A 21,736-nucleotide genomic window follows, 5' to 3' on the forward strand; every position below is an offset into this window, starting at 1 on the left:
CGGCATCCGCGAGACTGGTAGGTGACTGGAGTTCAGACGTGTGCTCTTCCGATCTCTGACTGACGTCCTGGGGGGAAACAGAAGCGGCTTCCATACTATTTTGGTCGTGCCTGTTGCTCAAACTGACGGATTTTTTACAAAATTTAATCGGCTGGTGGAAAGACGAATATTAAATTGGTTCAGAAAAAAGGGAATGATTCAGTGGGAGGATTAAAAAGTGAGTGAAGAGCAATTTGTTTGCATAGGCTGTGGAGTAAAAGTTCAAACAGAAAATTCTGAGGAGTTGGGATATGCACCTCAATCAGCTCTGCAGAAGGAAACGATTATTTGCCAGCGCTGTTTTAGGCTGAAACATTATAATGAAGTTCAGGATGTAAGCTTGACTGATGATGATTTTCTTAAGATCCTGAATGAAATTGGGCAAAGTGATGCACTGATCGTGAAGATTGTGGACATCTTTGATTTTAACGGGAGCTGGCTGCCGGGGCTTCACCGTTTTGTAGGCAGCAATAAAATTCTTCTTGTCGGAAACAAAGTTGACCTTCTTCCAAAGTCGGTGAAAACAAACAAGCTGATTAACTGGATGAAGCAGGAATCCAAACAGCTGGGATTGAAACCGGAAGAAGTCTATCTGGCAAGTGCTGCGAAAGGGTATTCCATTAACGAGATAGCAGCAGCTATCGACCATTACCGGGAAGGAAAAGACGTGTATGTAGTAGGGTGTACGAATGTAGGTAAATCCACATTCATCAATCGTATATTAAAGGAAGTAACAGGTGAAGGCGATGTCATAACAACTTCCCACTTCCCTGGCACAACTCTTGATATTATCGAAATACCTTTATCTGACGGAAAAGCCTTAGTAGATACTCCAGGTATAATAAACCATCATCAAATGGCCCATTATGTAGATAAAAGGGATTTAAAGGTTATAACCCCTAAAAAGGAGATAAAGCCTAAGGTTTACCAGCTTAATGAAGAGCAGACTCTATTCTTTGGCGGACTGGCAAGATTTGATTACATTGCCGGGGGACGACGTTCATTTGTTTGCCATTTCTCCAATGAACTAACTATTCACCGCACCAAAACAGAAAAGGCGGATGAGCTGTATCGGAATCATGCGGGAGAGATGCTCACACCTCCAAGAGAAGAACAGATGGAAACCTTCCCAGAGCTTGTGAAACATGAATTCACAATAAAAGAACCAAAAACAGATATAGTATTTTCAGGGCTTGGATGGATTACTGTAAATGAAGGCGGGGCCAAAGTAGCTGCTTATGTTCCTAAAGGTGTCCATGCTATGATAAGGAAGTCTTTAATTTAGGCTGCGAACCTGCAGCTGCTTACGCTTTTCAAAAGGGGTGAGGAATTTTGAAAAAGCTGTTTGGGGTGATTGGAGATCCGATTTCCCATTCAATGTCCCCAGCTATGCATAATGATTTATTTAACGCTTACAGTCTGGATGCTCATTATCATCCATTCCATATATCCAGGAAAAATCTTTCAGATGCTATTAAAGGGTTCAGGGCAATGGGTATTGCGGGCTTTAATGTTACAGTACCGCATAAGGAGGCTATTATCCCTCTATTAGATGAACTGGATCCCCTCGCAGAGGCTATTGGAGCAGTTAATACAGTGGTCAATCATGATGGAAAGCTAATAGGCTTTAATACGGATGGGAGCGGGTATGTAAAGGGCCTTCTGAATCAAAAACAATCAATTAAAGACAAAAAAGTGCTCATAGTGGGGGCAGGCGGAGCTGCGAGAGCCATTTATTTTACAATTGCCAAAGAAGGTCCTGAGCTTCTGGATATTTGCAATCGGACTCCACTAAGGGCCGAACATATTATTAATGATTGCCCCTTTCAGGTTCCTGCGCGGGTACTGAACAGAATGGACGCAGAGGAAAGCCTGGGGACATACGATCTTATTGTTCAGACTACATCGATAGGGATGCATCCTGAAATTGGCCAAAGCCCGCTTTCAGTACATAAGCTAAAGCCGGAAGCCTTTGTCAGTGATATCATATACAATCCGCTTGAAACAAGGCTTCTGATGGAAGCTGCTGCAAAGGGTGCGGGAATTCAGAACGGTATTGACATGTTTGTATATCAGGGAGCACTTGCTTTTGAGATGTGGACTGGCATTGAACCTGAAATTGAAAGAATGAGACATAAAGTTTTAAATCAACTGGGAGGTTTATCATGCTAACAGGAAAGCAAAAACGTTTTTTACGATCAAAAGCCCATCATTTAAACCCGATTTTCCAAGTGGGAAAGGGCGGAGTAAATGAAAATATGATTAAGCAAGTAGGAGAAGCGCTGGAATCCCGTGAATTATTAAAGGTTTCAATCCTTCAAAACTGTGAAGAAGACAGGGATACGGTGGCGCAGCAGCTGTCAAAAGGCGCAAAGGCTGATGTTGTACAAATCATCGGAAATATAATTGTTTTATATAAAGAATCGAAAGAAAACAAACAAATCGACTTGCCGTAAGTTTCTTAATTGTAAAACTGGATGTATGGAGGAGTGTAAATGGAAAAAGTAGGCATACTCGGAGGGACCTTTAATCCGCCTCATTTAGGCCATCTCATCATCGCGAATGAGGTCATGTCTTCCCATGGTTTGGATGAAGTCTGGTTTATGCCGAACCAGGAACCTCCCCATAAAAAAAGGTCTGATAATGTCAGCAGCAGCGATCGTACGGAAATGCTGAAACTGGCATTGAAGAGTCAACCCGGTTTTAAATTGGAATTGATTGAGCTGGAGCGCGAAGGTCCTTCATTTACCTACGATACAATCAGGATTTTGAAGGAAAACTATCCTCAAACGCAATTTTATTTTATTATTGGTGCTGACATGGTTGAGTATCTGCCCAAGTGGCATAACATTGACAAACTTCTTGAATTGATTACCTTTATAGGAGTGAGGCGGCCATCTTACAATTTGCAGACTCCGTATCCGATTCTTTATGCTGACGTGCCGGAAATGGGGATATCCTCCAGTATGATCAGAAGCCGTGTAAAGGAAGGCGGAACTATTCGCTATCTGGTACCGGATGCTATAAGGAGTTATATAAAGGAGAATCATTTATATGAATCGTGAACAGGCTCTTGCAATCGTAAAGGAACAGCTGACTGAACATCGCTACCTTCATACAGTAGGAGTGATGGAAACAGCCATCAGCCTCGCAGCGGAATATGGTGCTGATATAAAAAAAGCGGAACTGGCGGCCATTTTTCATGATTATGCTAAGTTCCGTCCTAAGGAAGAAATGAGGGAAATTATCATTAAGGAAGGAATGCCAAGTGAGCTTCTGGAGTACAATAGTGAACTTTGGCATGCTCCTGTCGGTGCTTTTCTGACTGAGAAAGAAGTGGGAATTAATGATAAAGAGGTCTTAGATGCTATACGGTACCATACTTCCGGCAGGCCGGGAATGGCACTTCTTGAAAAGATCATTTATCTAGCGGATTATATTGAACCTGGAAGGCGTTTTCCGGGTGTTGATGAAGTTCGTGATTTAGCGCGGACGAATCTGGACAAGGCTTTAATCAAGGCTGTCCAAAATACCGTCATGTTTTTAATGAAAAAAGGGCAGCCGGTTTTTCCAGCGTCCTTCCAAACTTATAATGACCTTGTAATGAATAAGGAGGATTGATTAAATGAATGAAAATACATTGCTGGTGACGGCAGTTAAAGCAGCGGATGATAAACGGGCTGAAGATATAACGGTACTTAATATGAAAGGCATTTCCCTGATTTCAGACTACTTTGTAATTTGCCACGGCAACTCTGATAAACAAGTGCAGGCCATAGCTCGTGAAATGAAAGAAAAATCTGAAGAGCATGGGTTTGCTGTAAAAAGAATGGAAGGTTTTGATGAAGCAAGGTGGATTTTAGTTGATATGGGTGATGTAGTTGCTCATATTTTCCATAAGGATGAAAGAAGCTACTATAATCTGGAAAGACTTTGGGGCGATGCACCGGTCGAGAACGTTCAAGGCATGCTTAACCAATGAGCTACGGAAAGTTCGCTTATCTTTATGACAGGCTGATGGAAGATGTCCCTTATGACAGCTGGATTAAATTGGTCAATGAAAAGCATGCGGAATTTAATGTACCCGGAAAAAAACTGCTGGACCTTGCCTGCGGCACCGGGCAGCTTTCCATAAGGCTAAGTAAACAGGGTTATGAGGTTACTGGTGTGGACTTATCAGAGGATATGCTGGCTGTAGCACAGACAAAGGCAGAACAGAACGGTGTTCAAATCCCCTTTTACCTGCAGAACATGGCAGAGCTTGAAGGGTTCAATGAATTTGATATTATAGGCATCTTTTGTGATTCTTTGAATTATCTGGAGACGGAATCAGAAGTGAAAGACACCTTCAAGCGGGTCCACAGTCATTTGAGAAGTGATGGTCTTTTTATTTTTGATGTCCACTCCATTTATAAAATCATGCAGATATTCATGAACCAGACATTTGCTGAAAATGATGAGGAAATTTCATATATCTGGCACAGCTATCAGGGTGAATACCCTAATTCTGTGGAGCATGATCTTTCATTTTTTGTCCTGGAAGAAGAAACTGGAAAGTATGGCCGCTATGACGAGCTTCACTTCCAGCGCACTTATCCTATTGATCAATATGAAAGCTGGCTTAGGGAATGCGGATTTGAACTGCTTGAGATTTCAGCAGATTTTGAAGAGGGCCCTCCAGGCAGTCAGGCTGAACGAATCATTTTTATTGCAAAGAAAAGGAACTAATATATAAAAACAGCCGGATTGACTGAAGCAATCCGGCTGTTTTTTTAGAAATAAGAAGGATTATTTCCATTAGCATCGAATAGCTAATGGAGAGAGTACTGTTTTTTTACCTCAACAAGGTCTTCGTCATACTTGGAATGTGTTGCCTGGAATAAGTGCTCAAATATTGTACCAAGCTCGCTTTCAAGAATTTTTATTCCCTCTCCTGTAATTCCTCCTTTTACACATACCTTCTCCTGTAATGTCGGCAATGTATAAAAACCCTTTTTCAGTAAATCCCCAAGTCCGATCAGCATCTCTCCTGCAAGCTTTGTAGCTGTCTCTTTATCAATCTCCGTTTCTGCAACTGCCGCATTGATGAACCGCTGCGTCAAATAGCTGAAAAAGGCAGGTCCGCAGCTGACAATATCCGACGAAACCCGGGTTATGTTTTCCTCGATAAAGACAGGCGTGGAGATGCTTTCAAAAAGCTTATTAAGTATCCCTTTCCATTGCTCGCTGCACTGTTCACCAAATGATAATAGCGAAACCCCTGATAAGGCCCGATTTGTTATGCTTGGAATCGCCCTGGCTGCTGAACAAGGCAGTATAGATTCAAGCTGTTTTACACTAATAGGGCTGGTGATTGAAACTACACATTTATCTTTTGACAGGAACGGCAAAATATCCTGAACGACATTATACACATCATGAGGCTTTACACAAATAAAGATAAGCGAAGATCGATGTGCAGCCTCTTCTGCATTCTTTACAACAGTAATATCCTGATGAGTTTCCTTTATTTCCATCGCTTTTGCCGCTGTCCGATTGGTAATCGTCATGGAGGATGGGGAAACAGTTCCTCCATCGAGGAAAGCCTCGGTCAGTATCCTCCCCATGTTACCTGTGCCAATAATACCGATTTTCATTGCATCATCCCTCCTTTAAAAGCAAGCTCTCTCATATAACGATATGTATCAAAAAAACATTTATTCCAAAAAGAAAGGATCGATCCTTAATGCCTGAATGGATAAAAACACATAAAACTTACTTAGCAGGAGCCGCCATTGCACTGGCTGCATTCGTCTATTATTTCTTCATGCCTGTTCAAGAGAATAAAGTATTTCATGAGATTGAACAGCCAGTTCCATTAAATGAAATTGAAGGTGGTGATAAAGAATTAGAAATAGTAGGTGATGGACCGGCTGGACAGAAGCCACAGCCAATGAAGGCAGATATTAAAGGTGCTGTACAAAAGCCGGGAGTGTACGAAGCGGCTGAAGGTGACAGGGTGATCGACCTGCTGGAAAAAGCAGGCGGACTGACGGATAAAGCAGATGGAGCTAAAATCAATTTTGCCCTCAATATTACGGATGAAATGGTCATATATGTTCCGGAAAAGGGAGAAGTTCTCGAGGAGGCCGCAGCGGGTGGAAATTTCGAGGAGAGGAGACAGCAAGATAACGGAAAGATAAATTTAAACCAAGCTGATGAATCGGAATTGCAGACATTGCCTGGAATCGGCCCGTCCAAGGCCGCAGCCATAATTGAATACCGCGAGACAAACGGATCCTTTAAGGATATTGCGGACTTGAAATTAATATCAGGGATAGGAGAGAAAACCTATGAAAAACTCAAAGAACAAATTAGTGTAAAATAATTTCATTCCATTGACCTTAACGAGCATGAGGCTTACACTTATTGAGAGAAAAAGCTATGTTTTTGAACTCTGGGCACATACGCCTGCGGAAAAGACGGAAGGGGAGAGACTGCAAAAATGGATCGGATTTCCTGGAACCAATATTTTATGGCACAAAGTCATTTGCTTGCTTTGAGGAGCACTTGTACAAGGCTTGCTGTTGGGGCAACTATTGTAAGGGATAAGAGGATCATTGCCGGCGGCTATAATGGATCGATTGCCGGCGGTGAACATTGTATTGATGAAGGCTGCTATGTTATTGATAACCATTGTGTCAGAACCATTCATGCGGAAATGAATGCAATTTTACAGTGTGCAAAATTCGGGGTGCCTACAAGTGATGCAGAATTATATGTAACCCATTTTCCATGCCTCCAATGCTGCAAAGCGATTATACAGGCAGGCATTAAAACAGTATATTACGCACAGGACTATAAAAATCACCCTTATGGAATTGAACTCTTTGAGAAGGCTGGAGTGAAAACTGTGCAGGTAATAGCAGAAAAAGTGTCCTTTGATGACAGCAAACAAGAAAAACGTGATTTTATAGAAGAATTAATAAATGAGCTAGAAAAAAGCGGAAAAGATCGTGACTTGGTAAAAAGCTATAAAGAAACAAAGGACAAGCTTTTTCAGAATTAACCCATTGAGGAGTAACACCTGAAATGATAAGGCCTTACTCCTCTCCACAAAACTAAAGGAGCAGATGTTATGAAAGGCAGATGGATCTATGCAGCTGCTGCCTCACTGCTGGGAAATTTGACATTTTTTTTTCATCCGGCTATTGCTATTGTTTTTTTTCTTCTGACTTTTTTCCTCCTAAAAAGAAATATTTTATCGTTCAAAAACGCAGCCATCCTGTTAATGATTTTCCTTGCCTTCATCATGCGAAGTGAATTTGCATCCGAACACAACAGGACAAGCCTTGAAGGAAATGAGCGTGATTTCGAAATAACAATGAAAGAATCTGCAAGGATAGATGGAGACCTTCTTTCAGTCTTAATTGAATTAGCCGATAAAAAAGAAAAGCTGGCAGCAAGGTATAAAATTAAATCGGAAACAGAAAAAAAGTTCCTTGCAGACCATCTGGGAACAGGGATGACATGCCGGGTAAAAGGCACCTTAAAGACTCCTTCAACCTCCACCAATCCTAATTCCTTCAGCTATCAGGAATATCTAAACCACAACAGCATCTTTTGGATCCTCGAATTGGAACAGTTAAACCTCTCTGATTGCAGTTACCGTAAAAACAGCCCCACATTAACCATTTTAAAAATAAGAGAGACGGGAATTCATTATATCCTGGACCATTTCCCTGAACAGACAGCTCCACTTGCTATTGCTCTTGTTTTCGGCAATCGTGATTTTATTGAGCAGGATACCATTGCTTCTTATCAGAAAATTGGAATTATCCATTTGCTTGCGATATCCGGCCTTCATGTAGGAATGCTTGCGGGGATGTTCTTTCTTGCTGGTATACGTGCCGGAATCACCAGAGAAAAAATGACCAGCATCTTATTATTGGTTTTGCCGTTATATGCAATCCTGACAGGAGCAGCACCATCTGTTCTGCGGGCTGTGTTTATGATGCTTCTTGTTTTGCTGGCAAAGAAGCTGAAATTCCCTGTTCAATTAGCTGATGTTATCTCTATTGTGTTTATTGGCTACCTTTTTATCTCTCCTTATATCATCTATAATGCCGGGTTTCAGCTTTCGTTTACTGTCGCCTTATCGCTTATTCTCTCAGCTCCCATCATCCTCAGAAGATTTTCTGAATCATACGCTGCTATCCTGACAGTTTCTTTTGTTTGCCAGATGGCTGCCATTCCGATCCTTCTGTGGCATTTTTATGAGGTATCGATTATTTCCATAATTGCCAATCTTATTTTTGTGCCTTTATATTCTTCCATAATCCTTCCGGTGGTGTTGATTCTTTTCATTCTTGATTTATTATCAGGGGGGAAAGCTGATTTCTTGCTCAATGTATTTGAAAACCTCATCAGTTTTCTAAATTGGATTGCTGAAGTGCTTTCGGCCATTCCTAACTCGACCCTTGTCCTTGGCAGGCCATCCCTGATTATGCTGATTGTATATCTGCTGCTGATACCCGCATTCTTTGCCGGCTGGGAGAGTTCAAAAAATAAAAAGGTTCTAATCAAAAGCGGTGTGCTCCCAATCCTTGCAATATTAATTCATTACTTATCGAATGTATTTACTCCTGCCGGTGAAATTACATTTATTGATGTTGGGCAGGGTGACAGTATTCTGATAAAGCTTCCATATGGAAGAGGGAATTATTTGATAGATGCAGGAGGGACGCTTACGTTTGACACTGAGGATTGGAGGGTGAGAAGCGATCCTTATGAAACTGGAAAGGACACGGTAGTGCCTTTTCTGAAAAGCAAAGGGATAAGTAAAATAGATAAGTTTTTTTTGACTCACGGGGATATGGATCACATTGGAGGAGCATCAGCTGTGATTAGGGAAATGAGGGTAAAGTCTGTTGTTTTTTCACAGGGAGCGGAAATCTCAGAGGAGGAGAAGGATTTGATTGTTCAGGCTAAATTAAAAAAATGCAATATTGTATTCACTAAATCTGGAGAAAACTGGTCAAAAGGGGATTCCGTATTTCAAGTTTTGTCTCCATTTGGAGATCAGACGGAGGACGTGTATACAGGGAAAAATGATAGCTCGATTGTCCTTTTTGCCAAAGTGGGTGGCCTCAACTGGCTGTTTACCGGAGATTTGGAGGAAACGGGGGAAAGTCAGCTTATAAGATCTTATTCCAATTTAAAAATTGATGTTTTAAAAATTGCACATCATGGAAGCAAAACCTCCACAACAGATTCATTTCTGGCGGCTGTTAAGCCGAGGATTGCCGTTATTTCTGCAGGCAGAAACAACAGGTATGGGCATCCACATAATGATGTAATGGACAGGCTTAAAGACTTTAATGTGCATGTTCTGAGAACCGATGAGCAAGGGGCGGTTACCTACTTTTTTAAAGGGAATTCAGGAACCTTTTCCGTTCAGCTTCCATAGTATATGTTAGAAATGCTTCAGCTTCCTTACTATACTCTCAATGCCTATCACTTACAGCTACAAAAAAAAGAGACTGCTGAGGCAGCCTCGGTGTGTCAGAAGTATTGAGACACTATTACTTACTGTATGTAGCCATTAAGCTCCTAAAAATTTAATGACTGTTGCAATAACAAATAACGTTGCGAAGAAACCGAATGATACGATGAATCCTACTCCAGAGTCGATGGCATCATTACGTTTGCTTTGGACGTTCTTTTCAAATTCGTTCACAGTCTACCCCTCCTATTTCCTATATAGTATAAGTCATTCAAATAAAAAAATCTAGAGTTCCCCTGCCCTTTTCCTGCAATAGCAGGAGTTGTCACAAATATGCCGGCACATCAAGGGGAAAATAATAGAACAAAGGTGCACCGCAGCTTCCTGAGTATCCCGGGCCTCAGGCGGCAGCGTTCTATATAGATTGGAAATTGGCGTTCTTACGGGCGCCAATTTCTTATGTCTTGTCAAATTGCCGCTGCTTCTTTAGGATATAAAGTGAAACTTCAATCAGTGGGGGGTTATCCCCCACTGATTGTTAGCTGAACCAATCGGGCCTTTACGGTCAGTTTCCCCCCACTTATCCCTCTTTGCTTACTATGAGTCTTGAAGAGGGGGGCTTACTGCCCGTCAGACTGCGATAAAGTGAATACAATGTAAGGCGAACGGAGAGAAATAAATTGGTTTTTGATATTTGGAAGCAGATAAAAGCGAAAAGTTTTGCTCCTATTTATTTATTATATGGAACAGAACCCTATCTTATAAACGAAACGAAGCAGCTTCTAATCAACAATGTGCTAAGCGAAGATGAAGCTGATTTTAATTTATCCTCTTATGACCTTGAGGAAACCCCAATCGATACAGCACTTGAAGATGCGGAGACATTTCCGTTTATGGGGGAAAGAAGACTGATCTTTTTACATAACCCAGTATTTATAACATCTGAAAAATCGAAAGCTAAGCAGGAGCATAACCTGTCTAAGCTGGAAGCCTATATTAAAGCGCCTGCCCCGTATTCAGTGGTGGTATTCTCCTCAACTGCAGAAAAGCTGGATGACCGGAAAAAAATAACTAAACAATTGAAAAAAACGGCTGCAGTCCTTGAAGCAAAGAAACTAAATGAAGGTGAATTGAAAGCCTGGATCAGGGAACGGGCAGCACTTAACGGCGTGCAGATTGATGAATCGGCAGTTGAGCTAATATTGACATTGGCAGGCACCAACCTATTTATCTTGACAAACGAAATCGATAAATTAGCTTTATATGCGAATGACACGAAGCGAATCGATGAACAAATGGCAGAGAAAATGGTATCAAGGTCATTGGAGCAAAACATTTTTTCCCTTGTAGACAAGGTTGTTCACCGCAAAATAGAAGAAGCCCTGAGAATTTATTATGATTTATTAAAGCAAAATGAAGAACCAATTAAGATTTTATCTGTTATTACTGGGCAGTTCAGATTAATTTATCAGGTGAAGGAGCTTGCAAGGAGAGGCTACGGCCAGCAGCAGATTGCCGGCTATTTGAAAATTCATCCTTTCCGGGTGAAACTGGCGGCTGGACATGCGCAGCTTTTTGCAGACGAAGAACTTGCAGCGATCATAAGCTTGCTTGCTGATGCAGATTACCAAATGAAAACTGGAGGCATGAATAAAACCATGCTGATTGAAATGTTCCTGTTTCGTCTGCAAAGTCAGGCTCTTAGAAAAAATCCTTAAGAGATAGGTTTTTTTCCGCCTCTGACACCTTGAGGGCTGTGACAAAATTATTTAAATCTGATTACATAAAAAAGCGGTCCAAATGGACCGCTTTTTTATGTAAAATAAAAGGCTATCCCTTAAGATAGCCGATATCTTCAAACATTAAGCGTTTAAAGAGTTCATTTTTTTCATTAAACGAGACTTTTTACGGGCAGCAGCATTTTTGTGGATAAGACCTTTTGCAGCTGCTTTGTCTAGTTTACGAGCAGCATCAGCGAAAGATGCAGTTGCAGCAGCAGCATCGTTGTTTACGACCGCAGCATCAACTTTCTTAACAGCTGTACGCATTGCTGATTTAACTGTAGCGTTATGAGCGTTGCGAGCTTCGCTAGTTTTAACACGCTTAATAGCAGATTTAATGTTTGGCATTCCATTCACCTCCTGAAAAAGCATCGAGATTCTATAACTCGACATTCACATTCATTAACAATAATTAAGAACAAGTGATATTTTATCAAACACGGGGGCATAATGCAATACTCTGTAATCAAAATTACTGACACCCATTATTAGGGAAGTTAATTCTTATTCTGCATGTTTTTGGACTTAAAAGGCAATGATAGAATATATCCGAATTTTAGTATATTGTGTGGTATTTTCCAATAACCTAAAAAGCTGAGAATGTGAGGGATAAGTTATGAAGGAATCAATAGATTTAAGCCAGTACTCAGTCCGAACGGACCTTGCCATTGAAGCCAGGGAAATGGTTATTTCTGACAGGCAGAAAGACAATATTCATCAGCAGGAGAATCTTTCCCAAATAAAAGGCGTAATAATTAAAGAAAAAGAAGAAAATGATATAAAAATTTCTTTTGTTGAAGTAACAAAAGAAGGTGCAGAGGCATTGGGGAAAAAAGAGGGAAAATATCTGACCCTTGAAGTGACGGGCATACGCCAGCAGGATACGGAGCTGCAGCACAAAGTGGAGTCTGTATTTGCAAGTGAATTCTCCCAATTTATAAAACAGCTGGGAATCAATGAAGATGCATCCTGTTTAATTGTCGGCCTGGGAAATTGGAATGTGACTCCCGATGCACTTGGTCCGCAAGTTTGCGAAAATTTGCTTATCACAAGACATCTCTATCAGCTGCAGCCTGAAAGCGTAGAAGAAGGCTATCGGCCAGTAAGTGCTATTTCTCCGGGAGTAATGGGCCTGACAGGGATTGAAACAAGTGACATTATTTATGGCATTGTTGAAAAAACAAAGCCCGATTTTGTCATTGCAATCGATGCACTTGCTTCCCGATCAATTGAAAGAGTCAATTCTACTATTCAAATTTCGGATACAGGGATTCACCCTGGTTCTGGTGTCGGGAATAAACGAAAAGAAATCAGCAAAGAGACTTTAGGGATACCTGTCATAGCGATTGGCATCCCAACGGTTGTCGATGCCGTATCCATCACAAGCGATACAATTGATTACATCCTGAAGCATTTCGGGAAGGAAATGAAAGAAGGCGGCCGTCCATCACGTGCTCTTGCTCCTGCAGGAATGACTTTTGGAGAGAAAAGAAAGCTTACAGATGATGATCTGCCGGAGGAACATCATAGAAAAACCTTTCTTGGCATGATTGGAACCTTGCCTGAAGAGGAGAAGCGGAAGCTTATTTATGAAGTTCTGTCTCCTTTGGGCCACAACCTTATGGTGACTCCAAAGGAAGTGGATGTATTTATTGAAGATATGTCCAATTTACTTGCTAACGGTTTGAACGCAGCACTTCATCAAAAAGTGAATCAGGATAATGCCGGTTTTTATACCAGATAGGAAATAACTGTTCTATCTTCTCTAGCAAAGTCATAACATTTACTAGACTAGCAAGGAGAGGTGGAGCAATGAAACCTTTTAAATCGAACGGACTTGTAGTAACCATTCAAGGGACAAGCTTACTGAAAGCCATAGGCGGATTTTTGCTTTTTCTATTTATGATATTTTCAATAAGCGGAGCATTAACTTCATTAAAGCCAGAATACAGAATCAGCTCCTCTTCAGTTAATTCTGCTGCGAACAGCCTTACAGGAGAAATGCTTTACCATTTTCTCGGATGGGAAAACCACGCATTTCTCCAGGGGGTTTCTGAAAACAGTTCTCCCCCGGGATTTGCCAATTTGGTTTTTAAGCTATCCACAAATGTCAATTTGGATGATCCCAGAAGCCTTCTGGGAAGGGAGCTTCCATTTTTCTCTATTTATGACAGTAAAATCCTTGTTGCTGGTGAAGGAACGGATTATACAAACATGCCTGTGGAATCTTCTCCTCCTATCGAAGTGCTGATGGCAGAACAGGAGGCAGCCCTGCAAAACACCGAAGGACTTGAGCCGGATGGTGATACGAAACAGTCCAAAACACCGCCGATGTCTACGGGTGATAAAAAACCAGTCTATGTTTATTTTTCTCATAATACGGAATCCTATCTTCCTTATCTGAAGGGTGTAACCAATCCTGATGCAGCCTTTCATTCCAAAATTAACGTTACTAAGATTGGTGATAAGCTTAAGGAAGAGATGGAAAGCAAAGGAATAGGGACCTTTGTTGACAAAACGGATATCCAGGGGAATTTAAGCAAAAAAGGATTAACGTATGGACGTTCCTATCAGGAATCCAGAGAAGTTGTCCAGGCTGCAATTACGTCAAACCGGGATTTGTCTTACTTAATCGATATTCACCGTGATTCAAAAAGAAAAAAAGACACAACGAAAGAAATAAACGGAGAGTCTTATGCCAAACTAGCTTTCATTATTGGTGGAAATAACCCGAATTACGAAGAGAACTTAAAATTTGCGAAAGAGCTGCATGATAGATTGAACGTTAAGTACAAAGGGTTAAGCAGGGGAATCATGAAAAAAGAAGGCGCTGGGACAAATGGAAACTTCAATCAGGATTTATCGGGAAATGCTATCCTCATTGAATTTGGCGGAGTTGATAATACGTTTGAAGAATTAAACCGTTCGGCTGAAGCACTCGCAGAAGTGTTCAGTGAATATTATTGGCAGGCCGAGGAAGTGAATTCACCAGCTGACGGTGAATCAGAAAAGAAATAGTATTAGGATGATGCGGAATGAAAATATTTATGCTAAAAGCTCTTTTTCTGGCAGCGTTTATGTTTGTCTCAGTATTATTTGGAATGCAGCAGGCAAATGATGGAATCCACAGAATGAAGGGTTTCCATGACGAAGATTTCAAAAGTGCCTTAACCTTAAATGAAACCAATGAAGGTGAAGTGCAGGCTTCTGTCCTGGGTAATGATGTGTCCAGCCATGATCTTCAGCAGAAAAAAGAAAAGCTTGAAGAAATGAAGGCATATAATTTCTTTTCATCTGTGGGAAAAAGCATCTCCGAAGGCTTATCAGAGCTGACAGAAAAAACGGTCGCATTGATCACAGACTTAATAGCCGGAAAATAGGCTGCTCATGAAGCAGTCTTATTTTTTTTTGAACAGTTAGAGACGTAAAGCTTAGCATTGAATCTTCACATACGTACTGATATAATCAAAAATAGTGTATAAACTAAAAGGACTATTTTAAATTGACCACACCTGGCTCCAGGCGCCTGTATTAAGGCGCTTGCGCTTTTCTTATAGTAGGAGTTGAATTATAAATAATGAACAGAGAAGAAAGACTTAAAAGGCAAGAGAAAATTAGGAATTTTTCCATTATCGCCCACATAGACCATGGCAAGTCGACTTTGGCGGACAGAATCCTTGAAAAAACCAATGCGCTGACATCGCGCGAAATGAAGGATCAGCTCCTTGATTCAATGGACCTCGAAAGAGAGCGCGGCATCACGATCAAGCTTAATTCCGTTCAGCTAAAATATAAAGCTAAAGATGGAGAGATATACACTTTTCATTTAATAGATACCCCGGGACACGTCGATTTTACATATGAAGTATCCCGAAGTCTGGCAGCCTGTGAAGGCGCAATCCTGGTTGTAGATGCGGCTCAGGGTATTGAAGCACAGACTCTTGCAAATGTTTATCTGGCTTTGGATAATGATCTTGAGATTCTTCCGATCATCAATAAAATTGACCTTCCAAGTGCGGATCCGGAACGGGTGCGCAATGAGATCGAAGAAGTCATCGGCCTGGATGCTTCTGAAGCGGTACTTGCTTCAGCAAAAGCAGGGATCGGCATTGAAGAAATCCTTGAACAGGTCGTTGAAAAAGTGCCCGCTCCAGTAGGTGATCCTGAAGCCCCTTTAAAGGCGCTTATATTTGACTCCCTTTATGATGCCTACCGCGGTGTAGTAGCCTACATCCGTGTGGTGGAAGGTACGGTTAAAGTAGGGGATAAAATTAAAATGATGGCAACTGGTAAAGAGTTTGAAGTTACTGAGGTTGGAGTGTTTACTCCTAAATCCACTCCATTGGCTGAATTGTCAGTTGGAGACGTCGGCTTTTTGACTGCTGCTATCAAAAATGTTGGCGATACACGTGTAGGTGATACCATCACGAGTGCGAAAAATGGTGCAGCCGAAGCTCTTCCTGGGTACAGAAAGATGAATCCGATGGTTTATTGCGGACTTTATCCAATAGACAGCGCCAAGTTCAATGATTTGCGTGAAGCGCTAGAAAAGCTGGAACTGAATGATTCTGCCCTGCAGTTTGAGCCTGAAACATCGCAAGCGCTTGGCTTTGGATTCCGCTGCGGTTTCCTTGGATTGCTTCACATGGAAATCATCCAGGAGCGCATTGAGCGCGAATTCAAAATTGATTTGATTACAACAGCACCAAGTGTTATTTATGATGTCATACTGACTGATGGCACAGAGGTTAAAGTGGATAATCCATCAAATATGCCTGATCCGCAAAAGATTGACCGTGTCGAAGAACCTTATGTAAAAGCTACAATGATGGCGCCGAATGATTATGTGGGAGCCATCATGGAACTTTGCCAGCAAAAACGCGGCATCTTTATTGATATGCAATACATGGATGAAACCAGAGTAAACATTATATATGAAATTCCTTTATCGGAAATTGTTTATGATTTCTTTGATCAGCTGAAATCCAATACAAAAGGATATGCTTCTTTTGATTATGAATTAATAGGGTACAAGCCATCAAAACTTGTTAAAATGGATATTCTGTTAAATGCAGAAAAGGTAGACGCATTGAGCTTTATCGTTCATAAGGATTTTGCTTATGAAAGAGGAAAAGTAATCGTTGAGAAGTTAAAAGACCTAATTCCCCGTCAGCAGTTTGAGGTTCCTATTCAAGCGGCGATTGGCCAGAAAATTGTAGCCCGCTCAACCATTAAAGCCATTCGCAAAAATGTATTGGCGAAATGTTACGGCGGAGACATCTCCCGTAAGCGCAAATTATTGGAGAAGCAGAAAGAAGGTAAAAAGCGGATGAAACAGGTTGGTTCTGTTGAAGTTCCGCAGGAAGCCTTCATGGCAGTTTTGAAGATGGACGATAACAGCCCTAAAAAGTAAAATATTTGCTTTGTTTTAAGAGGTTAGATATGCTGTCATAATAATAACAGCACTAGCCTCTTTTTATTTAGGAATCCGCTGTTTATGAACGTTGATTGAATGATGAAAGTAGTGAAATAAATGATTAAAGCAGCTTATATACACATCCCATTTTGTGAACATATTTGTCATTACTGTGATTTTAATAAAGTATTCTTGAAGAACCAGCCAGTAGGAGAATATCTGGACTCTCTTGATAAAGAGATGAATCTTGCTTTGAAAGAAACACCTGCATCCCGTCTAGACTCCATCTTTGTCGGGGGCGGTACGCCAACTGCGCTTAACGAGAAACAGCTTGAACAGCTTTGCGGCACAATCAAACGGCAGCTTCCCTATGACTCTTTCACAGAATTTAGCTTCGAAGCTAACCCTGGAGATCTCTCTATAGAAAAACTTCAAATATTGCATGATGCTGGAGTCAACCGGCTTAGCTTTGGCGTTCAGACCTTCAACGATGAACTCTTAAAAAGAATAGGAAGGTCGCACAGAGCAAAAGACGTTTTTCAATCAATTGAAGCTGCAAAAAAAGTCGGTTTTGATAACATCAGCATCGATCTTATCTACAGTCTTCCGGGTCAGACACTTCAGGATTTTCAAGATACACTCGAAACATCATTCACCCTGGATATTGTCCATTATTCGGGCTATTCGCTGATCATTGAACCCAAAACGGTATTCTATAATCTGATGAGGAAAGGGAAGCTGCCTACTCCTGGAGAAGATGTGGAAGCTGAGATGTATGAATTATTAATGGAACAAATGGAGAAACACGGCTTTGCTCAATATGAAATCAGCAATTTTGCAAAACCAGGCTTTGAGAGCCGGCATAACATCACTTATTGGGATAATGAATGGTACTTTGGCTTTGGAGCCGGTGCACATGGCTATGTAAAAGGGCTTCGCCGTTCCAATCACGGACCCTTGAAAAAATATATGGAGCCTATTGAAAACGAACAGCTTCCTATCCTGGAAGAGCACAAAGTGACCTTGAGTGAACAGATGGAAGAGGAAATGTTTCTTGGACTGAGAAAAACGGAAGGTGTCTCAATAAGTCGCTTTAAAGAGAAATTTGGCAAAGATCCCCTTGATCTGTTTGAAGTCCAAATTAAACAGCATACTGAAAAAGAATTAATTATTGCAGGGGAAGAGCATATTAAATTGACAAAACAAGGACGTTTTCTTGGAAATGAAGTATTCCAATCGTTTATAGGGTAATCAGGCATGGGTATAGCGTCGGGAAAAAAGAAAGCCAAATTATTGACACTGCACGTTTGATTTGATAATTTATTAGTAGAATTAGCACTCAGGAACAAAGAGTGCTAACAGAGGTGATACCTGTGTTAACAGATCGTCAATTATTAATTTTTCAAGTAATTGTTGATGATTTTATTCAAACTGCACAGCCTGTCGGATCGAGAACCTTGTCGAAAAAAGATGAAATTTCTTTTAGTTCCGCAACGATCAGAAATGAGATGGCTGATTTAGAGGAACTTGGGTTTATTGAAAAAACACACACCTCATCGGGGAGGATTCCATCTGAAAAGGGGTACCGCTACTACGTGGATCACCTTTTATCCCCGCAAAAATTAAATCAGCATGATATCCACAAAGTACAATCAATCTTTGCGGAGAGACTCTATGAGCTGGAGAAAATCGTTCAAAAATCGGCAAAAATTCTTTCTGAGCTGACAAATTATACATCCATTGTCCTCGGGCCTGCAGTAAGGGATAACAAGCTGAAGAAAATTCAGATTGTTCCCTTGAATAAAGAAACAGCGATAGCAATTATTGTCACAGATACAGGCCATGTCGAGAACAGGATGTTCCACTTGCCTGAAAGTATTGATGCTGGGGATTTGGAGAAGGTAGTCAATATTCTTAATGACCGGCTTGCCGGTGCACCATTGGAAAGTCTGAACAATAAGTTATATAAAGAGGTTGCCGTTCTTTTAAGGCACCATATCAATAATTATGATCTAATGTTGAATTCAATTGCCGATACAATCAAGATACCGGCCTATGATAAGCTTTTCTTCGGCGGTAAAACAAATATGCTCAGCCAGCCAGAGTTTCATGATATTGAAAAGGTTAAAAACCTTATGAATATGATCGAGCAGGAAGAAGGCATATATGATTTAATTCGTAAAAATAAGTCAGGAATCAATATAAAAATCGGCCGGGAAAATAATAATTCAGCAATGGAAAACTGCAGCCTGATAACAGCAAGCTATTCAATCGGGACCGAACAGCTCGGTACTATCGCCATTCTTGGGCCGACCAGAATGGAATATTCGAGAGTCATTAGCTTATTAAACTATATCAGTGCAGACCTATCAGCTGTTTTATCTAAACTGTATCAAAACAGGTGATGGTGGAAATATTGATTAAGGGTGGAAATACCTTTCCACTCCTTTCCTTATGGTTATTATTTCGAAGAACCATCCATTCTTTAAGGGAGGTGAACATGTTGGCAGAAGAGAAAGATACACTAAACCAAGAATTAAATGAACAAACAAACGAACCTGAAGGAACTGAAAATGAGGCACCTATTGAAGAGGTATTTGCAGAAGCAGAAGCTGGTACTGATGAGGGAAGCACTGATGCAGAGCTTACTGCAGCGAAAGCGAAAATTGCTGAATTGGAAGGGAAGCTGGAAGAGGAAGAAAATCGCATCTACCGCCTTCAGGCTGATTTTGAAAATTCCCGGCGCCGTGCGAGGCTTGACCTTGAAGCGTCTGAAAAATATAGAGCACAGAGCTTAATCTCCGATTTGCTGCCTGCAATTGACAATTTTGAGAGAGCACTTCAGATGGAAGCTGAAAATGAACAGGCTAAATCTATCCTTCAAGGTATGGAAATGGTTTACCGAAGTTTGCTGGAGGCTATAAAAAAAGAAGGTGCAGAGCAGATTGAAGCAGTTGGGAAAGAATTTGATCCTCATTTACACCAGGCTGTGATGCAGGTGGAAGATGGGAATTTTGATTCCAATATCGTGGTTGAAGAGTTCCAAAAAGGCTACAAGTTAAAGGACAGAGTCATTCGTCCATCAATGGTTAAAGTAAATCAATAATTACATATTTGGGGAGGTAAAGAACATGAGCAAAATTATCGGAATTGATTTAGGTACAACAAACTCATGTGTCGCTGTCCTTGAAGGCGGCGAACCAAAAGTAATTCCAAATCCGGAAGGCAACCGTACAACACCTTCAGTTGTTGCGTTTAAAAATGGCGAGCGCCAGGTCGGTGAGGTGGCAAAGCGCCAGTCTATTACAAACCCGAACACCATCATTTCCATTAAACGCCACATGGGTACGGATCATAAAACTGAAATTGAAGGAAAAGAATACGCGCCTCAAGAGGTTTCTGCTATTATTCTTCAATATTTGAAATCTTATGCAGAAGACTATCTTGGAGAAAAAGTTACTAAAGCGGTAATCACAGTTCCGGCATATTTTAATGATGCCGAGCGTCAGGCTACAAAGGATGCGGGCAGAATTGCCGGTCTGGAAGTTGAACGAATCATCAACGAACCTACTGCTGCAGCTTTGGCGTATGGTCTTGATAAAATGGATGAAGACCAGACAATTCTTGTTTATGACCTTGGCGGCGGTACTTTTGATGTGTCTATCCTTGAACTTGGCGATGGAGTATTTGAAGTAAAATCCACTGCGGGGGATAACCGTCTTGGCGGAGATGATTTTGACCAAGTAATTATTGACTACCTGGTTGATCAATTCAAAAAAGAGAATGGCATTGATCTTGCCAAAGATAAAATGGCTCTTCAGCGTTTAAAAGATGCAGCTGAAAAAGCGAAAAAAGATCTTTCAGGCGTAACTTCAACGCAAATCTCGCTTCCGTTTATCACGGCTGGGGAAGCAGGACCTTTACACCTTGAAGTTACACTTTCAAGAGCTAAATTTGAAGAGCTGTCTGCAGATCTTGTAGAACGCACAATGGGACCTACACGCCAGGCGTTAAAGGATGCTGGATTATCTCCTTCAGAACTTGATAAAGTTATCCTTGTCGGCGGTTCAACTCGTATTCCTGCCGTACAGGAAGCAATCAAGAAAGAAACAGGAAAAGAACCGCATAGAGGAGTTAACCCTGATGAAGTTGTTGCAATGGGTGCAGCCATTCAGGGCGGTGTAATCACAGGTGACGTTAAAGATGTTGTCCTGCTGGACGTAACTCCTTTGTCTCTTGGAATTGAAACAATGGGCGGAGTGTTCACTAAGCTGATTGAACGCAATACAACCATCCCAACATCAAAATCCCAAGTGTTCTCAACTGCTGCTGATAACCAGTCAGCTGTTGATATCCATGTGCTTCAAGGGGAACGCCCGATGGCTGCAGATAATAAAACACTGGGGCGCTTCCAGCTTGGCGATATTCCTCCTGCTCCTCGTGGAGTGCCTCAAATCGAAGTATCATTCGATATCGACAAAAATGGTATCGTAAACGTGCGCGCTAAAGACTTGGGCACAAATAAAGAGCAGGCCATTACGATTAGATCATCAACAGGATTATCTGATGAAGAAATCGAAAAAATGGTAAGAGAAGCTGAAGAAAATGCAGAAGCAGATAAGCAGCGCAAAGAAGAAGTTGAACTCCGCAATGAAGCGGACCAGCTTGTATTCACTACTGAAAAGACTCTAAAAGATCTTGAAGGCAAAGTGGATGAAGCTGAAGTGAACAAAGCAAATGAAGCTAAAGATGCCCTGAAGGCTGCAATTGAAAAGAACGATCTGGATGAGATCCGTGCGAAGAAAGATGCTTTACAGGAGGTTGTCCAGGCCTTAACAATGAAGCTTTATGAGCAGGCACAAGCTGCTCAGGCTGCACAAGGTGCAGAAGGCGCTGAAAGCAAAAATGACGACGATAATGTCGTAGACGCTGAGTTTCAAGAAGTTAAAGACGATAAATAACCTCTGAATCTTTAAAGTCAAAGTCAGGTCTTTCTTGGCTTTGGCTTTTATTTTT

22 protein-coding genes and 1 pseudogene are annotated in these 21,736 nt (G+C 41.2%); 20 read left to right on the forward strand and 3 right to left on the reverse strand.

Annotated features, from left to right (window positions below; translation table 11 throughout):
• Positions 1–55: 55 nt before the first annotated feature.
• From ACEQ1T_RS18175 to ACEQ1T_RS18210, 8 genes and pseudogenes are all read left to right on the forward strand, one after another.
• Positions 56–214 (forward strand): annotated as a pseudogene (locus ACEQ1T_RS18175) (YqeG family HAD IIIA-type phosphatase); the annotation flags it as partial.
• A gap of 3 nt (positions 215–217) precedes the next feature.
• Positions 218–1,324 carry a ribosome biogenesis GTPase YqeH gene (gene yqeH, locus ACEQ1T_RS18180; protein WP_206838838.1) on the forward strand — a complete coding sequence of 369 codons (1,107 nt, stop codon included), beginning with the start codon at positions 218–220 and terminating at the stop codon, positions 1,322–1,324.
• 47 nt (positions 1,325–1,371) lie between these two features.
• The gene (gene aroE / locus ACEQ1T_RS18185; RefSeq protein ID WP_370224079.1) at positions 1,372–2,211 is read left to right on the forward strand and encodes a shikimate dehydrogenase; all 840 of its coding nucleotides are present in this window, start codon (positions 1,372–1,374) and stop codon (positions 2,209–2,211) included.
• Complete coding sequence (gene yhbY, locus ACEQ1T_RS18190) at positions 2,205–2,495, forward strand: ribosome assembly RNA-binding protein YhbY (RefSeq protein WP_206838836.1); 291 nt, start codon at positions 2,205–2,207, stop codon at positions 2,493–2,495. The genes aroE and yhbY overlap by 7 nt, the downstream gene beginning before the upstream one ends.
• Before the next feature lie 39 nt (positions 2,496–2,534).
• Complete coding sequence (locus ACEQ1T_RS18195; RefSeq protein WP_370224080.1) at positions 2,535–3,104, forward strand: nicotinate-nucleotide adenylyltransferase; 570 nt, start codon at positions 2,535–2,537, stop codon at positions 3,102–3,104.
• Complete coding sequence (gene yqeK / locus ACEQ1T_RS18200; RefSeq protein WP_370224081.1) at positions 3,094–3,660, forward strand: bis(5'-nucleosyl)-tetraphosphatase (symmetrical) YqeK; 567 nt, start codon at positions 3,094–3,096, stop codon at positions 3,658–3,660. The genes ACEQ1T_RS18195 and yqeK overlap by 11 nt, the downstream gene beginning before the upstream one ends.
• Before the next feature lie 4 nt (positions 3,661–3,664).
• On the forward strand, positions 3,665–4,021 hold the full coding sequence (rsfS, locus tag ACEQ1T_RS18205; protein WP_206838832.1) for a ribosome silencing factor: 357 nt from the start codon (positions 3,665–3,667) through the stop codon (positions 4,019–4,021).
• Positions 4,018–4,767 carry a class I SAM-dependent methyltransferase gene (locus tag ACEQ1T_RS18210; protein WP_370224084.1) on the forward strand — a complete coding sequence of 250 codons (750 nt, stop codon included), beginning with the start codon at positions 4,018–4,020 and terminating at the stop codon, positions 4,765–4,767. The genes rsfS and ACEQ1T_RS18210 overlap by 4 nt, the downstream gene beginning before the upstream one ends.
• An 83-nt stretch (positions 4,768–4,850) precedes the next feature.
• Here ACEQ1T_RS18210 and comER read toward each other — a convergent pair whose 3' ends face one another.
• Positions 4,851–5,675 (reverse strand): late competence protein ComER, encoded by an 825-nt coding sequence (gene comER / locus ACEQ1T_RS18215; RefSeq protein ID WP_370224085.1) that lies wholly within the window; start codon positions 5,673–5,675, stop codon positions 4,851–4,853.
• 89 nt (positions 5,676–5,764) lie between these two features.
• On the opposite strand from comER, the gene ACEQ1T_RS18220 reads away from it, so the two are divergent.
• The 3 genes from ACEQ1T_RS18220 to ACEQ1T_RS18230 all read left to right on the forward strand — a co-directional run bounded on the left by ACEQ1T_RS18220 (position 5,765) and on the right by ACEQ1T_RS18230 (position 9,487).
• On the forward strand, positions 5,765–6,406 hold the full coding sequence (locus ACEQ1T_RS18220) for a helix-hairpin-helix domain-containing protein (protein WP_370224087.1): 642 nt from the start codon (positions 5,765–5,767) through the stop codon (positions 6,404–6,406).
• A 117-nt stretch (positions 6,407–6,523) separates the two neighbouring features.
• Entirely contained in the window at positions 6,524–7,087 is a 564-nt protein-coding gene (locus ACEQ1T_RS18225) for a ComE operon protein 2 (RefSeq protein WP_370224088.1), read from the forward strand.
• 69 nt (positions 7,088–7,156) lie between these two features.
• The gene (locus tag ACEQ1T_RS18230; protein ID WP_370224089.1) at positions 7,157–9,487 is read left to right on the forward strand and encodes a DNA internalization-related competence protein ComEC/Rec2; all 2,331 of its coding nucleotides are present in this window, start codon (positions 7,157–7,159) and stop codon (positions 9,485–9,487) included.
• A gap of 135 nt (positions 9,488–9,622) precedes the next feature.
• Here the strand turns inward: ACEQ1T_RS18230 and ACEQ1T_RS18235 are convergent, their stop codons facing one another.
• A complete protein-coding gene (locus ACEQ1T_RS18235; protein ID WP_019382872.1) occupies positions 9,623–9,757 on the reverse strand; it encodes a YqzM family protein in 135 nt (44 codons plus the stop codon).
• Between the two features lie 446 nt (positions 9,758–10,203).
• Here ACEQ1T_RS18235 and holA point away from each other — a divergent pair, with 446 nt between their 5' ends.
• Entirely contained in the window at positions 10,204–11,241 is a 1,038-nt protein-coding gene (holA, locus tag ACEQ1T_RS18240) for a DNA polymerase III subunit delta (RefSeq protein ID WP_370224091.1), read from the forward strand.
• Positions 11,242–11,385: 144 nt separating this feature from the next.
• On the opposite strand, the gene rpsT is transcribed toward holA, so the two are convergent.
• A complete protein-coding gene (gene rpsT, locus ACEQ1T_RS18245; RefSeq protein ID WP_221878419.1) occupies positions 11,386–11,652 on the reverse strand; it encodes a 30S ribosomal protein S20 in 267 nt (88 codons plus the stop codon).
• A 268-nt stretch (positions 11,653–11,920) separates the two neighbouring features.
• Between rpsT and gpr the strand changes: the two genes are divergently transcribed.
• The 8 genes from gpr to dnaK all read left to right on the forward strand — a co-directional run bounded on the left by gpr (position 11,921) and on the right by dnaK (position 21,681).
• Positions 11,921–13,048 (forward strand): GPR endopeptidase, encoded by a 1,128-nt coding sequence (gpr, locus tag ACEQ1T_RS18250; RefSeq protein ID WP_206838822.1) that lies wholly within the window; start codon positions 11,921–11,923, stop codon positions 13,046–13,048.
• A 68-nt stretch (positions 13,049–13,116) separates the two neighbouring features.
• Positions 13,117–14,322: a stage II sporulation protein P gene (gene spoIIP / locus ACEQ1T_RS18255; RefSeq protein WP_370224093.1), complete on the forward strand. Its 1,206-nt coding sequence runs from the start codon at positions 13,117–13,119 to the stop codon at positions 14,320–14,322.
• Positions 14,323–14,339: 17 nt separating this feature from the next.
• Positions 14,340–14,684: a YqxA family protein gene (locus ACEQ1T_RS18260; RefSeq protein WP_206838820.1), complete on the forward strand. Its 345-nt coding sequence runs from the start codon at positions 14,340–14,342 to the stop codon at positions 14,682–14,684.
• Positions 14,685–14,881: 197 nt separating this feature from the next.
• Positions 14,882–16,717, forward strand: coding sequence for a translation elongation factor 4 (lepA, locus tag ACEQ1T_RS18265; RefSeq protein ID WP_211202481.1), 1,836 nt, complete (start codon positions 14,882–14,884; stop codon positions 16,715–16,717).
• Positions 16,718–16,837: 120 nt separating this feature from the next.
• On the forward strand, positions 16,838–17,971 hold the full coding sequence (hemW, locus tag ACEQ1T_RS18270) for a radical SAM family heme chaperone HemW (protein WP_206838819.1): 1,134 nt from the start codon (positions 16,838–16,840) through the stop codon (positions 17,969–17,971).
• A gap of 122 nt (positions 17,972–18,093) precedes the next feature.
• Positions 18,094–19,125, forward strand: coding sequence for a heat-inducible transcriptional repressor HrcA (hrcA, locus tag ACEQ1T_RS18275; RefSeq protein WP_206838818.1), 1,032 nt, complete (start codon positions 18,094–18,096; stop codon positions 19,123–19,125).
• A gap of 95 nt (positions 19,126–19,220) precedes the next feature.
• Positions 19,221–19,826, forward strand: coding sequence for a nucleotide exchange factor GrpE (grpE, locus tag ACEQ1T_RS18280; protein WP_370224095.1), 606 nt, complete (start codon positions 19,221–19,223; stop codon positions 19,824–19,826).
• 25 nt (positions 19,827–19,851) lie between these two features.
• Positions 19,852–21,681 carry a molecular chaperone DnaK gene (dnaK, locus tag ACEQ1T_RS18285; RefSeq protein WP_370224096.1) on the forward strand — a complete coding sequence of 610 codons (1,830 nt, stop codon included), beginning with the start codon at positions 19,852–19,854 and terminating at the stop codon, positions 21,679–21,681.
• Positions 21,682–21,736: the final 55 nt, after the last annotated feature.

The sequence above is a fragment of the Cytobacillus sp. genome (assembly GCF_964223445.1).
Taxonomy (GTDB): Bacteria; Bacillota; Bacilli; order Bacillales; family Cytobacillaceae; genus Cytobacillus.

Bases quoted from the DNA above. Each gene is read 5' to 3' on its own strand.
- ACEQ1T_RS18195 (WP_370224080.1), top strand. From the start codon at position 2,535: ATGGAAAAAGTAGGCATACTCGGAGGGACCTTTAATCCGCCTCATTTA.
- ACEQ1T_RS18210 (WP_370224084.1), top strand. From the start codon at position 4,018: ATGAGCTACGGAAAGTTCGCTTATCTTTATGACAGGCTGATGGAAGAT.
- gpr (WP_206838822.1), top strand. From the start codon at position 11,921: ATGAAGGAATCAATAGATTTAAGCCAGTACTCAGTCCGAACGGACCTT.
- spoIIP (WP_370224093.1), top strand. From the start codon at position 13,117: ATGAAACCTTTTAAATCGAACGGACTTGTAGTAACCATTCAAGGGACA.
- grpE (WP_370224095.1), top strand. From the start codon at position 19,221: ATGTTGGCAGAAGAGAAAGATACACTAAACCAAGAATTAAATGAACAA.
- comER (WP_370224085.1), bottom strand. From the start codon at position 5,675: ATGAAAATCGGTATTATTGGCACAGGTAACATGGGGAGGATACTGACC.
- yqeK (WP_370224081.1), top strand. From the start codon at position 3,094: ATGAATCGTGAACAGGCTCTTGCAATCGTAAAGGAACAGCTGACTGAA.
- lepA (WP_211202481.1), top strand. From the start codon at position 14,882: ATGAACAGAGAAGAAAGACTTAAAAGGCAAGAGAAAATTAGGAATTTT.
- hemW (WP_206838819.1), top strand. From the start codon at position 16,838: ATGATTAAAGCAGCTTATATACACATCCCATTTTGTGAACATATTTGT.
- ACEQ1T_RS18230 (WP_370224089.1), top strand. From the start codon at position 7,157: ATGAAAGGCAGATGGATCTATGCAGCTGCTGCCTCACTGCTGGGAAAT.
- ACEQ1T_RS18260 (WP_206838820.1), top strand. From the start codon at position 14,340: ATGAAAATATTTATGCTAAAAGCTCTTTTTCTGGCAGCGTTTATGTTT.
- ACEQ1T_RS18225 (WP_370224088.1), top strand. From the start codon at position 6,524: ATGGATCGGATTTCCTGGAACCAATATTTTATGGCACAAAGTCATTTG.
- rsfS (WP_206838832.1), top strand. From the start codon at position 3,665: ATGAATGAAAATACATTGCTGGTGACGGCAGTTAAAGCAGCGGATGAT.
- yhbY (WP_206838836.1), top strand. From the start codon at position 2,205: ATGCTAACAGGAAAGCAAAAACGTTTTTTACGATCAAAAGCCCATCAT.
- dnaK (WP_370224096.1), top strand. From the start codon at position 19,852: ATGAGCAAAATTATCGGAATTGATTTAGGTACAACAAACTCATGTGTC.
- rpsT (WP_221878419.1), bottom strand. From the start codon at position 11,652: ATGCCAAACATTAAATCTGCTATTAAGCGTGTTAAAACTAGCGAAGCT.
- ACEQ1T_RS18220 (WP_370224087.1), top strand. From the start codon at position 5,765: ATGCCTGAATGGATAAAAACACATAAAACTTACTTAGCAGGAGCCGCC.